The following is a 14,003-nucleotide window of genomic DNA, read 5'->3' as shown; positions in this document are numbered from 1 at the left end:
ATCTTGATCATTTTTTATGTTGTATCATGTGTATATTTTTAGTCCAAGATAGACTTTAGGTGATTAGACTTAAGCACTATCGACCGTCTGATGAATAATAATTAAAATTTATCGGTTCATGATTTTCATTTATTCATGAAATGATGCTGAATTATTCATCAGCTTCAACGCTATAAAAATAACATGCTATCTGCTAAAAAGAGCTGAATATATTGTGGCGTTCCTGTTTATTTTTGATATGTCATTTTAGATACACGCACAATCACATACGCAATCAATGTGACCATCAAAAAAGCATGATTTCCTCTAAATTTTAAGCATTCGAGTTGAAATGGCACTGATTAGGTTGGTAAACGCCTTTATGTAAAAAAAGGGATGTAAAGTCAAAACAACAGCCGATAGGGGATCAGTAAAATACGCGTGCATCTTATGATGATAATGCTTTTGTTTTGAGAGTGCTTGCAGAGGGCGTTCAGATATAAAAAATGTTCAGCCCTTTGGAAAGAGCTGAACATAGATATTTAAAATGTGTCGGATGAGTTATTGGCGAATTTGACCATCACCAAACACAATCCATTTTTGTGAAGTCAGGCCTTCTAAGCCGACTGGGCCACGGGCATGGATTTTATCCGTTGAGATGCCAATTTCTGCACCTAAGCCATATTCAAAACCATCGGCAAAACGGGTCGAGGCATTGATCATGACAGAACTCGAATCAACAGCGGCCAAGAACTCACGAGCTAGAGAGTAGTTTTCTGTAATGATCGAATCGGTATGGTGTGAGCCGTATTTATTGATATGCTCAATCGCTTCTTCCATACCAGACACCACCTTCACTGCCAAAATTGGACCAAGATATTCCGTGTACCAATCTTCTTCGGTCGCCGTTTTGACTGCCGTACCTAAAATGCGCTGAGTTTGAGCACAGCCACGCAATTCTACTTGTTTTTCAGTGTAGAGCTCAGCGACACGCGGTAAAAACTCATCTGCGACTTTTTCATCGACCAGCAAAGTTTCCATTGCATTACACACGCCGTAACGGTGAGTTTTTGCATTGAGCGCAATCGGTAGGGCTTTTTGTAGGTCAGCCTGTGCTTCAACATAAACGTGACAGTTCCCGTCCAAGTGTTTAATCACAGGGACACGGGCTTCATTGCTGATACGTTCAATCAGGCCTTTGCCTCCACGTGGAACAATTACATCGACAAATTCAGTGAGTGTAATCAGTTGCCCCACGGCTGCGCGGTCTGCGGTGTTAATCACTTGAACTGCATGTTCAGGTAAACCCGCCAGTTTTAAACCGCGTTGAATGGCTTCAGCAATGGCTTTATTGGATTCGAGGGCTTCAGAACCACCACGTAAAATAATGGCATTGCCAGATTTAAGTGCTAAAGACGCGGCTTCTAAGGTCACGTTTGGGCGAGACTCGTAAATCATGCCAACCACGCCTAAAGGAACGCGCATCTTACCGAGCTGAATTCCTGACGGACGATAGGCCATATCGGTGATTTCACCGACAGGATCTTTGAGGCCAATCACATCTTTTAAGCCTTGCAACATGCCTTTAAAGCGTGCGGGAGACAGTTCTAAGCGATCAAGTAAAGCACTGTCTAAGTTGTTGCTGTGCGCTTTGTTCATATCTGCTTGGTTTGCCGCTAAAATAGTGGGCTCACTGTTGACTAAAGCAGTATAAATAGCTGACAACGCATTGTTTTTAGTTTCGGTAGAAGCACGCGCCAAAATACGAGAAGCTTGACGTGCTTGCTGTCCTACCGTTTGCATATATTGTTCAATCGACTCTTGCATAGCGGTTTGATCACTTAGAAATTTCACAGAAGATAGTAACAGCCTAACACTCGACCGCATAGTCTCTACATGAAAAATCCAGTGTATAGGCGGACTTATACATATTTTGAAATTGTTTTTTATCTAAAACATGATGAGCGGTTACACAATCTGTTGCGTGTAAAACAGTGCTCTGTATAGAATGAATTTTAGGACATGAAGTCCTTGCATAATTATTACAACACTGAACACCCTGTTGTCGTTGACAGGCGTGATCGTGCATTTCTTGCAAAACAAAAAGTACAGGCAAGAGTAGAGGGAAGGAACATGAATTCTATGATTCAAAGGGATGCCGAGCTGGATGACGCGAATTTACGCTTAGGTTTTTTTGATGTTTACCATCGTAACAGCTTTAAAGAACCTGCACGAACCACATGGATTGAGGGTTGGAAAGTCGAATACATGGCGATTGCTCGGCCAGAGTCATTCCATCGTACGCCTATCGTGATTATCGGTGGGGCATTTCAAAACTTTAATTCCTACAAATATTGCGTTGAGCAACTGCTCGATGCCGGTCCGATTATCCTGATTGATCTGCCTTCAATGGGTGCCAATCAACAAATTCGTAATATCGATACAGGTTTGTCTGCGGGCACGTTAGAACTGGGTGATCTCGCGAAAATGCTCGGCGTTTGGTTAGATATTGAAGGATTAGACAAAGTTTCAGTGATGGGCATGTCACTGGGCTCAGTGGTGGCGTCTTGTCTGGCCGATCAACGACCGGAGCTCATTGACCGTATGATTTTAATGGGTGTGATGCAAAAGACCCGCAAAAGCTGGCGGATGTTGCTAGAAGAGTCGTTACACTTAATGCGTGAACAACGCATGGATGAGTTTGGTCAGGCCGTGATTTTGTATTTGGTCAATCATGCCAAAATGGATAAAACCAAAATGTCACCCACAGCCAAGCGTTTGTTCTTCAGACAGATGGCGGAGTTTACCGCAACAGAACAAGAGCGTTATGAAATCAACTGTAATCGTTTGCTTCGCCTCACCGATGTGCCGATTCCACAGTGCAAAGTTTTGGTGGCCTGTGGCCAATATGACAGTTTTACCTTGCCACATGAAAATGCCAACTTTGCGTTGCAATGTCCTGACATGGAATATGCGCAAATTGCCAATGCAGACCATGTGCCACAGCTACAACGCCGTAAAGAAACCATGCATTTGTTTGCGACGTTTCTGAAGGACGAGTCCATTCAGCACTTAGACGGGATTATCCCCTTTAGTCGGGCACAAATGCTGGATATGGAGCGCCGCGGTGAAGAGCGGGTTCAGATTCAACACCCTGAAACTTTCTTAAGCTATCGACATTCAGACTTGGTGATTGTGACTGAAGTGGTGGACTTGAACTACTTTGGGGTGCTTTTACGCTTTGAGTCAGACTTAGCTGCTGTGGCGGCTAAATATCCGCGTGATTTGGCTTTGCACTTGAGCGATGAAGAAGGCGAGTTTCAGATTGAATGTTTAATTTTTGCCGAAGATGGGCTGTATATTCGTGCCTTATTTAAACATGGCAGTTTTGAACTCGCGGATCGACTGCTTCGCTTTGTGGGACGTCAGAAACAAGAACAGACGTTGCTCGAAGCCGTGAGTTAATTGAAATTTAAAAATAAAAAAACAGCGTTTCATCGCTGTTTTTTTATGGGGACTAAGTTTATTGCTCGGGTTGATTGGGCTTTTGCCATTGGCTATGTATCAACCAGACCAAGTCGCCTAAGTGGTCCTGCTGATCTAAGTTTGAAGTGTCGGACTGAGTGCTATTGAAAGCTAAAGTGGGTTGGTGAACGGTAACAGTATGAAAGCCTACTTGTTTGAAAAATTGAGCCGCTTCAGGCGGACTGACAAAGTGAAAGCCAAAGGCGCTACGGGACATCCATTTTAAAAGCTTGCTACTGCTCCAGATAAAATTAGCCAGTTTATTTTTCACAGGTTCAGGGTAGAGGTCGGTCAGATAATATAACTGATCAAACTGCTGTCCGTATTGGACAATGCCTTGTAGCAGTTGAGCGAGCATGTCTTTGCTAAAGTAGTTGATCAGACCTTCACTCACCACCACCAAAGGGCGGTTTGGGTCAAACACCTCAAAGGCACGGGCAAAATCCGCGCTAAATAAGTCGGCGGAGAGAACCGCTGGGCTGGTCTGATCGATCTGTTTTAAGGCCTGAGTTTTGATTTTCGCCATGTCAGGTAAGTCGAGTTCACGATAGTCAATCTCAGGATACTGTTGGCGAAAGCTCCAGCCGCGTGGGGACAGGCCACTGGCAATTTCTAAAACTTGTAAATTTGGGTACTGTTGGATCAGTGCGCTGAGGTGGTCATCAATCATTTGATGACGCTGTTTTAAGGTGGTACGCATGCTGCCACCGACGTGTTTCTCAGCCCAACTTTCGAGTGGATGCACCAGTTTGGCCAGTAACTTCCCTTTGCGGGTGGCAAATACAGGGTGTGAGATGCCCATGCTATACCAAATATAGCCTGTATAGTGTGCAGTAAAAGAGATATGGCGATGAGCCGATAAAACATCTGTCATGGTATCCGTACCCGATATTTTGTTGTTTTAGCGTTGTTGTTTGGGCAATGCAGAGCAAGCCTGTTGATTTATTTTGAGTTTATCATAATGAAAAAAGGACATCTTGTGATGTCCCTTTGTCCGAAATATCGTGGTTGAAATGGTCAAAGATGAAGTGCTTAACTTAATCTAAACAGTTCCACTTGGTCACGTACTTTGGCCCAATTGTCACCTAAATGCAGTGTTGATTGAACGCTGATATTTGGAATCTGACCACGCATGCGTTCTAAGCGAGCTTGGTTTGGCAGCGCCAGTTGGTTGATCCCCTCCAAGGCTACACATGCGGATGCTCGGTCATTACACACCAGTCCCATGTCACAGCCTGCATGGAGTGCGGCTTGAATGCGGGAATCTGCACCACCTGCAACACATGCGGCCTGCATGCTTAAATCATCTGAGAATAAGACACCATCAAAGCCCAGTTGCTGACGTAGCACGGTTTGAATCCAATACGGCGAAAAACCTGCTGGGTTTGGATCGACTTGGTTATAAATCACATGGGCAGGCATGAGTGCGTCTAACTGCGGCATCAGTTTGATAAAGGTTTGCATATCTTTGGCATAAATTTCATCATACGTGCGTGAGTCGATGGCTGCTGCGACATGTGAGTCTGCTTTGACTGAACCATGACCGGGGAAATGTTTGCCTGTTGATGCCATGCCTGCGGCTTTCATCCCTTTTAGGAATGCACTGGCCAGCGGTACGATGTCTTGAATATTTTTGGCAAAGCCACGGTCACCAATCACATCACTGATGTCATTTAAGTCGAGTACAGGGGCAAAGCTAAAGTCGATACCGACGGCAAGAACTTCTGTTGCCATCAACCAGCCAGATTGTTCTGCCAAGCTTAAGGCTTTTTCAGGTTCGCTTAAGAATAGCTCGCCAAACTTACCCATTGCTGGAAGTAGGCTAAAGCCCTGTTTTAAGCGTTGCACACGTCCGCCTTCTTGATCGACAGCAATCAAAATATCAGGACGAATTCGGCGCATGTGGTCGGTTAGGGCGCGAACTTGTGCAGGAGATTCAATATTTCGTCCAAATAAAATCATGCCACCGACTTGCGGTGCTTGTAATAGTGCAATATCTTCTTGAGTAAGTTCTGTGCCTGCGATGTCGAGCATCAATGCGCCAATCATATTGGGTGTCCGTATTTGATTTTTTGGTCAGTGACTGTTTTGGCTCTGAAATGAGAGCGAAACAGGTCGTCGAAAACAATACCCGAATTTTGCAATGATTTGCTACATTTTGTCAGCACAGATTATGATAAAACTACACGACATAAACAGATTAAGTTGTTTAAGATTTTGAATATTCTCAATTCATGTCGAAAAATGACATTGTAATTTTGGTCAAAAACCAAGGAACTAAGAATTATTTATGAAACTTCAAACCATTGCTTGTGCGGTTGCAATTGCAACGGGTGGATTCTTTTTCACTCATGCCATTAATGAAGCCATTGCAGCGACTGAAACTACCGCTGTAACCAAACAAGCTATTGTTCCGTCGCAGGAGCAGGCTTTGGTGTCTCGTCAACTGGCGACCTTGGTTGACCGTCAACATTATCTCAATCAACGTTTAGATGCGAAAACATCGGCGCGTATTCTCGATTTTTATTTGGACAGCTTAGATCCAGACCATTCACTATTTCTTGCCTCTGAAGTAGACGGTTATAAGCGTAAATATGGCTCAAACTTAGGTGCGGCTTTAAAAGCAGGTGACTTAAGTGGACCGTATGCGATTCATGCACAGTATCGAGATCGTTTGACCCAGTTTTATTCGTATATGCTGGATGAGCTGAAAAAGCCGCAGAATTTAAAACAAGCCAATGTTTATATCGAAACGGATCGTGAAAAGGCACCGTATTTTGCCAATGAAGCGGCGCAGCGTCAGCATTGGAACAAAATGCTGGTTTCGCAGCTGATTAATTTGACTATTAGTAAAGAAGAAGAGTTGGCGAAGCAAAAAGCGCTTAAAGCCAACCCAGAATTGGCCAATGGACAAGATCTCACTAGCTCGGAAGATTTAACCCCAGTACAGACTTTAACCAAGCGTTATACGCGCCAGTTAGAACGTATTTCACGGGTGAAAAGCGATGATGTGTTAGACAAAACACTCAATGCGATGACGCTTACCTATGATCCACACAGTAACTATTTCCCGCCTGTCGATGCAATGGAATTGAATCGTCAGACGACTTTGCAACTTGAAGGGATTGGGGTGTCAATTCGACCTGAACGGGGCAATGAAGACTACACCAAAATCGAAACCATTGTAGAAGGTGGTCCTGCGAGCAAGTCTGGACAGGTGAAGTCGGGTGACCGCATCATTGGTGTGGCACAAGATGGCGAAAAAATGGTGGATGTCATCGGTTGGCCGAGCAATGAAATTGTGGGTTTAATTCGTGGTAAACGTGGTACCAAAGTCACCATACGTTTACTCGGCTCGGGTGCATCGATGAGCCAAGCGCGTAATGTGACTATTACCCGTGACGTCATTCAAGAAGAAGATGCAGGAGTACGTTCACGTACCGTAAATGTGACGCGTGATGGCCAGCAGTACACCTTTGGTGTGATTGAAATTCCGTCTTTCTATTTAAACTATCGTGCACGTCGTGCGGGCACAGAATATCGTTCTGTATCTGAAGATACTAACAATGCGCTGAAAACTTTGGCGGCCAAGAATGTATCAGGGATTATTATCGACTTACGTAATAACCCAGGGGGGTCACTTGAAGAAGTAGCTCGTATGCTTGGGCAGGTGATTAAGTCAGGTCCTGTGGTGCAAATTCGAGATGGTAACGGCAATGTGAGCGTTTTTGAAGACGATGACAATGGCGCGCAAACCTATGCGGGTCCATTGGCAGTGATGGTGAATTTAGCATCTGCGTCTGCAAGCGAAATTTATTCTGCTGCAATCCAAGACTATGAACGTGGCATTGTGATTGGTAGTACTACTACAGGCAAAGGAACAGCACAAGTTCAGCTCGATAACTTGGCGCATGGTCAAGCGACACTAACGCAACGTAAGTTTTACCGCGTAACGGGTGGCAGTACGCAAAACAAAGGCGTGATTCCAGACGTGAAGCTGGTAGACATTTACAATGAAGAGTTTGGTGAGCGTAAAGCGAAAAATGCGCTTGAATGGGACACTATTCCAACCGCACCGTTTAAACGTGAAGGCAGCATTGCACCGTATGTAAAACGTTTAGGTGAACTGTCGCAAGCACGCGTTAAAGTCGACCCGCAGTTTAACTATCTTGAACAGCGTAAAGACATCTCGAAAAAGACAGAAGATCAAAAACGTGTGGTTTTAGACATTGATCAACGTAAAGCTGAATTGTTGGCACTGGAAAAACAGACTTTAGACTCGGAAAACAAGCGCCGTCAGATTGCAGGACAAAAGCCTTATGCAAACTGGGAAAGCTATCAAGCTTCTATGGAAGCTTTAGTTGAAGCACGCGCTAAAATGAAAGCGAATCAGCGTCCTGCATTGCCTGAAGAGGAAGCATTTGTGACTGAATCTGCAAATGTCTTGTTAGATTATGCCAAGTTGCAAAAAGGCACTGCAAAATAGTTTAATCTCTGACGCAATGTATTAAAAAGCCAGTTTCGACTGGCTTTTTATTTAAATTGTGATTCAAAACACAAATGCGGGTTTGGCTGGTTACCAAACCGATCTTCAAGGTAAAATAAATCTATAAATTCTAATAAGATTTCTATGTTTTTTTCTTGACCTGAACCTGTTTGTATAAGATTCTTAATCGGGTAGCAATGCTTTTCGCCTTTGATAAAAAGGATATATAAATGAAGAAAAAGAGCAATTAATACGGACACTTTATATGATGCATGTGCATTACGATTTTAGTTTGGTATTAGGTTCAATTGTTGTGGCATTGTTGGCGTGTTTTTTTGCAGTGTCGACCGAACGCTTATTATTTCGTGCTTGGCGTAAAAAATTTCAAACAGGGTTAATTTTACTCAGTAGTTTTTTCTTAGGCTGTGCCATTTGGGCCATGCATTTTGTGGGCATGTTGGCTTGTGATTTGCCGACGCATAGTTATTTTGACCCTGCACTGACGATTCTTTCTTTTTTTATTGCCTTTATTGCATCTGTTTTTTCAATTTGGTTGACCACGCGTCAGACCTTACCTTTCTTAAGATTGGTTTTGGGGTCGGTATTGATGGGGCTTGGTATTTCGGGCATGCATTATACCGGTATGATGGGGCTGATTATTGAGGGCTATCAGAGTGTCTACGATCCTTTATTAACAGTTTTCTCTATTTTACTTGCCATCAGTGGCTCGGGTTTAACCTTTTGGCTGATCTTTAAATATAAAAATGCGGTCAGCAAAAAACTGTTGTACCAATGGTATGTTGCAGGGATGATGGCATTGACCATCGTGAGTATGCATTATACCGGTATGCTTGCAGTCTCGTTCTATCCAACCCATAGTGACAAGCTGGTGATGACCCTTGAAGCAGGTCAAAGCATCGTTTTATTTGTTGTTATCTTTATTACCTGTTTGATTTTGGTGGCAGCCTTTGTTGTTGCGGTGCTGGAACAACGTTTAGAAGAGCGCAATATTCAACTTTCTCTGGCCAATAAAGAGTTGGCAAATCAGGCAGTACAGGACAATTTAACCAAGCTGCCCAATCGATTGTATTTGGCGGAATACGCCCATTTTTTGTTTACAGATCAACGCTTCCGCAATGAAAGCATTGCCTTTTTATATATCGATTTAGACCGCTTTAAAGCCGTAAATGATGTCTTTGGGCATCATGTTGGGGATCAATTATTGGTTCAACTGACCACACGGATTCATCGCCACTTAAGTAAAAATGAAAAAATTCTCAGAATTGGGGGGGACGAGTTTCTGATGGTGCTGGAGCAGGCCACTCCTGAGCAAGCGTGCCAAATGGCGGAGCACGTGCTGGAGTTGATTCAAGATAGCTTTTTGATTGCAGGTAAAGAAATCAATGTGTCTGCGAGTATTGGTATTGCGATGTATCCCGAACATGGTAGTAATTTGCAAGATTTATTGATTAATGCCGATGCAGCGATGCTGACCTCAAAATATCAGGGACGAAATACCTATTCTATTTTTAATTACAGTTTTGACCAACAAGAAGCGAAAAGCCAAACTAAGCTGATCAATGACTTATATAAAGCAGTAGAAGAACAACAGTTTGTTTTGTATTACCAGCCTAAATTTACCATCCAAGATCAACGGATTTGTGGAGTCGAGGCATTGATTCGCTGGAAGCATCCGACTTTAGGTTTGCTGACCCCCAATATGTTTATTAAAGGTGCGGAAAAAACGGGGTTGATCATTCAAATGGGGTATTGGGCTCTGGAGCAAGCGTGTAAGCAACTACAAATTTGGGAACGAGAGAAAATTGAACTGTATCCAATTGCTGTGAATTTATCGGCTGTACAGTTTGAGCATAAGCACTTATTTAATAATCTTGAGCATCTTTTTGATAAATATAAAGTGAACCCAAATCATTTAATTATTGAAATCACTGAAAGTACGGCCATGCACCATATCGAAGGCAGCATTCGTACCTTACAGCGGTTACGTGAAATGGGGATTCGTTTGGCGATTGATGATTTTGGGACAGGACATTCCAGCTTTTTATATTTAAAAAACCTACCTGTAGATGAGTTGAAGATTGATCGCGGTTTTATTCATGAGCTGACCGTTGGCTCAAAAGATGAAATGATTTTAGAAAGTATTGTTCATCTGGCGATTCGCTTGGGTTTGGTCGTGACAGCAGAAGGTGTAGAAAGTCCCCTACAAATGGAAATCTTGTCGCGTTTAGGCTGTCAGCAATTACAAGGCTATTTGTTGGGTATGCCTATGGATGTTAAGCGCTTAGAAGAGTTTGAGTACACATCGTCAACTTATTTCAATTAAGCCACTCATTGAAACGCTTTGGCGTGTGGTGCTTTCTCGCTTCGCTTGATAAAAGACAATAGAAGCTCAAGCGGTATTCGGATACAATTAGCCCAATTTAGAATTTCTTTTATAGGACTTTGTGGTCGTATCGATCATGAGGGCTATGATCAATTGCAGATTTAATTTATGTTTAAAAATGAATTAGCAGCGCAAGTTGCGCAGCGTCGTACCTTTGCGATTATTTCCCACCCCGATGCTGGTAAGACCACCATGACAGAAAAATTACTGTTGTGGGGACAGGCCATTCAGATTGCAGGTATGGTGAAAAGCCGTAAATCGGACCGTGCTGCGACTTCAGACTGGATGGAAATGGAAAAAGAACGTGGTATTTCGATCACCACCTCTGTCATGCAGTTTCCATTTAAAGACAAGATGATCAACTTACTCGATACGCCGGGACACGAAGACTTCTCTGAAGATACGTATCGTACCTTAACAGCGGTCGATTCAGCTTTGATGGTAATCGATGGTGCAAAAGGTGTCGAAGATCGTACCGTGAAACTGATGGAAGTGTGTCGTATGCGTGACACACCGATCATTTCATTTGTGAACAAAATGGACCGTGAAATCCGTGAGCCTTTAGAGCTGTTGGATGAAATTGAAAACGTTCTCAAAATTAAATGTGTGCCGATCACTTGGCCGCTCGGTACCGGTCGCGACTTCGCTGGGGTGTTTAACCTGATCGAAGAAAAGTTTTATGTGTATAAAGCAGGTTTTGGTTCAACCATTACCGAAATCGAAGTCCGTGATGGTTATGACTATCCAGACTTACGTGAAAAAGTCGGTGAGCTGGCTTGGGCGGCATTTGAAGAGTCTCTAGAGTTGGTGCAAATGGCCAATGAGCCTTTAGACCGCACAGAGTTCCTTGCGGGTCGTCAAACACCTGTATTGTTTGGTACAGCATTAGGTAACTTTGGTGTAGACCATGTGTTAGATGCATTTAGCAACTATGCGCCTGAACCTAAAGCGCACCCAACAGAAAATCGTTTGGTTGAAGCAACTGAAGAGGGTTTTACTGGCTTTGTTTTTAAAATTCAAGCCAATATGGACCCGAAACACCGTGACCGTATTGCCTTTATGCGTATTTGTTCAGGCAAATATGAAAAAGGTTTGAAAATGAAGCATGTGCGTCTAGATAAAGATGTGCGTATTAGTGATGCTTTGACTTTCTTGGCTGGTGATCGTCAGCATCTAGAAGAAGCATGGCCGGGTGACATTATTGGTTTACATAACCACGGTACAATTCAAATTGGCGATACCTTCACCTCAGGTGAAAAATTGCAATTTACGGGTATTCCGCACTTCGCCCCTGAAATGTTCCGCCGTGTACGTTTGAAAGATCCATTGAAATCGAAACAGTTACAAAAAGGCTTAAAAGAACTTTCAGAAGAAGGTGCAACACAGGTCTTCATGCCGCAAAATAGCAATGACTTGATTGTGGGTGCAGTGGGTGTGCTTCAGTTTGAAGTGGTGGCATACCGTTTGAAAGAAGAATACAAAGTCGACTGCGTCTACGAGCCTGTGAGTATTAATACAGTGCGTTGGGTGTCATGTGATGATGACAAAAAATTCAATGAATTTAAGAAAAAAGCACATGATCAATTATCGGTAGATGGCGGTGGTCACTTGACCTACTTGGCACCGAGTCGTGTGAACTTACAACTGATGCAAGAGCGCTATCCAGACATCGTGTTCCGCAATACCCGCGAACACTAATCGGGATGTTAAAAAATAAAACAGCTTCTTCGTGAAGCTGTTTGATTATGCAAGATACTTTATTTTAATCATGAATTTCATGGAAGACGCATGTTGCAGAAACAGGCTATTTATACAATATTGGTGAGTTTGACTGTCTTATTGACGGCATGTGACTCCTCTAAACAATCTGAAACAGACGCAGATGCCAAAAGCTCGGTATTTAAAACAGAGCAGGCTGAAGTGTTACCATATTTAAATATTCAGCAACAAGCGGCTGATATTGCACAACCATTTTGTGAAACCAAGAATTGTATTGAATTAGATCTGCAAAGTCTAACAACGGCAGATCCGTGGTTAAACCAATGGATTGCCAAAAGTCAGGCTCGAGTGATTCAAGATCAAATTGGCTTAAAACAAGACATGAACTTACAGCAAGCCATTAATGCCTATGTGAAAAAGTCGGATACATGGCAAGCCGAATTCAAGGGTAACAAGGCTTATAGCTTGGCGATGTATACGCGTATACCGTATCAGCGCAATCAGTTTGTGCTCATGCAAATTGGGGTTGATACCAATCAAGAGAATGTAAATGTTAAGGAACGTTATTATTTCTTTGTTGCAGATCGTAAAAATCAAAAAGCGGTGGCATTATTAGATTTAATTCACCCGAAACAGCAACTGGCGATGAATGTGTTGGTGCAAAAAGCGTATCAAGACTGGTTGAAGAAACAAGAACCTGACGTGAGAAAATCTGCACCAGCGAAGTTGTACTGGGGGCAAGCAGATTGGTTTTTTGACCAAGAGGGCATCGGTTTACATTATCGGACTCATGAGATCGTAAAAGATGGCACTCAGCTTGATATTTATTTGACGAAAGCACAAACTCAACAGGTATTAAAAGCCGATGTCTATACCCAGTTGTTTTAGTGCATTGGCCAAAGCAAGAGCCGGCTTCACAAGGTAATAGGTTATTTATGTTAAAAAGCAAAACAATATTTACGATCAGCGTACTTGCAGCTGCAATCAGTTTGACAGCCTGCCAACCAAAAGATAAAGAGCCTCAAACTCCTGCAACACAAACCACAGCGGCTTCAGAGGTAGACACCACTTTAAAACTGGTCGGTGACACCGAAAAATTACAATTCGAATTACCTGAATGTGATGGCAATGCTTGCCCAGAATTAAACATTGATCGTTTGCAAAGTAATCAAGCGTTTATTGATAATTTTATTGATCAACAAATTGTGAAAGATTTATCGCAGATTATTGATATTTCGCCTATGCATAGCAGTTCTGCTACCGAGGCATCAAGTGCTGTGGCGGCAAGTTCTGAACCTGCGGTAGTGGGCCAAGTCCTCACCCCTAAACTGAAACTAGAGAAACAAGTTCAACCTTATCTGGCTGCTTTTCTGGGTTTAGACCAAGAGTTGAAAGCCTTAAGTTCTAATCATCAAATTAGTTTGATGATTAAACCGAAAATTCTAAATGCCAAAGACCCTTTGGCCACGGTGGTATTGAACACCAGTAGCTACTTAGGCGGTGCACATGGTTCATCATCACAGCATTATTATAATTTTGACTTGAAGCAGCAAAAGCTGGTGAGTTTGGATGATCTATTGTTGCCGAATCAGAAGGCGGCGTTAAATAGAGTAGCGCATGAAGCCTTTCGTGCTTGGGTTGTGGACTCTAAGTTAGCGACCAATGTCGATGAATATGAGCAAGCGTGGAAGTTTAGTTTGAGTAACAATTATTACTTGGGCACTGAAGGTCTGATTTTGCAATATGGTGAGTATGAAATTGGTCCTTATGTGGTGGGTTTACCACGTTTAACTATAGGTTATGATCAACTCCAGAAAATTTTAAAGCCTGAGTATTTACCAAAAGCCAAACAGAGCGTACAGGCTGCTTCAGAAGCCAAGAGCTAATCAA

General features: G+C 42.9%; 9 protein-coding genes. 6 read left to right on the top strand and 3 right to left on the bottom strand.

All coding sequences use genetic code 11. From position 1 onward, the window contains the following. Positions 1-540 precede the first annotated feature (540 nt). Positions 541-1,806: a glutamate-5-semialdehyde dehydrogenase gene (locus JZ787_RS08330; protein ID WP_218288814.1), complete on the bottom strand. Its 1,266-nt coding sequence runs from the start codon at positions 1,804-1,806 to the stop codon at positions 541-543. A 306-nt stretch (positions 1,807-2,112) separates the two neighbouring features. Between JZ787_RS08330 and JZ787_RS08325 the strand changes: the two genes are divergently transcribed. Continuing rightward, a complete protein-coding gene (locus tag JZ787_RS08325; RefSeq protein ID WP_346312105.1) occupies positions 2,113-3,444 on the top strand; it encodes an alpha/beta hydrolase in 1,332 nt (443 codons plus the stop codon). A gap of 58 nt (positions 3,445-3,502) precedes the next feature. On the opposite strand, the gene JZ787_RS08320 is transcribed toward JZ787_RS08325, so the two are convergent. Further along, complete coding sequence (locus JZ787_RS08320) at positions 3,503-4,378, bottom strand: class I SAM-dependent methyltransferase (RefSeq protein WP_346312104.1); 876 nt, start codon at positions 4,376-4,378, stop codon at positions 3,503-3,505. A gap of 158 nt (positions 4,379-4,536) precedes the next feature. Next, complete coding sequence (gene nagZ / locus JZ787_RS08315) at positions 4,537-5,553, bottom strand: beta-N-acetylhexosaminidase (RefSeq protein ID WP_279734937.1); 1,017 nt, start codon at positions 5,551-5,553, stop codon at positions 4,537-4,539. Positions 5,554-5,794: 241 nt separating this feature from the next. On the opposite strand from nagZ, the gene JZ787_RS08310 reads away from it, so the two are divergent. The 5 genes from JZ787_RS08310 to JZ787_RS08290 all read left to right on the top strand — a co-directional run bounded on the left by JZ787_RS08310 (position 5,795) and on the right by JZ787_RS08290 (position 13,999). Then, a complete protein-coding gene (locus JZ787_RS08310; RefSeq protein WP_346312103.1) occupies positions 5,795-7,990 on the top strand; it encodes a carboxy terminal-processing peptidase in 2,196 nt (731 codons plus the stop codon). 265 nt (positions 7,991-8,255) lie between these two features. Next, positions 8,256-10,334 (top strand): EAL domain-containing protein, encoded by a 2,079-nt coding sequence (locus JZ787_RS08305; RefSeq protein WP_346312102.1) that lies wholly within the window; start codon positions 8,256-8,258, stop codon positions 10,332-10,334. A gap of 168 nt (positions 10,335-10,502) precedes the next feature. Beyond that, positions 10,503-12,092 (top strand): peptide chain release factor 3, encoded by a 1,590-nt coding sequence (locus JZ787_RS08300; RefSeq protein WP_004692398.1) that lies wholly within the window; start codon positions 10,503-10,505, stop codon positions 12,090-12,092. Positions 12,093-12,182: 90 nt separating this feature from the next. Then, entirely contained in the window at positions 12,183-13,001 is an 819-nt protein-coding gene (locus tag JZ787_RS08295; protein ID WP_087011481.1) for a hypothetical protein, read from the top strand. A gap of 47 nt (positions 13,002-13,048) precedes the next feature. After that, positions 13,049-13,999 (top strand): RsiV family protein, encoded by a 951-nt coding sequence (locus JZ787_RS08290; protein ID WP_346312101.1) that lies wholly within the window; start codon positions 13,049-13,051, stop codon positions 13,997-13,999. Positions 14,000-14,003: the final 4 nt, after the last annotated feature.

Origin of the sequence: Acinetobacter sp. BWR-L5, from assembly GCF_039655985.1 — a bacterium.
In the GTDB taxonomy this organism is placed as follows: domain Bacteria; phylum Pseudomonadota; class Gammaproteobacteria; order Pseudomonadales; family Moraxellaceae; genus Acinetobacter; species Acinetobacter johnsonii.
The sequence above is the reverse complement of the archived record's forward strand: the minus strand, read 5'-3'. Positions and strand labels throughout refer to the sequence as shown.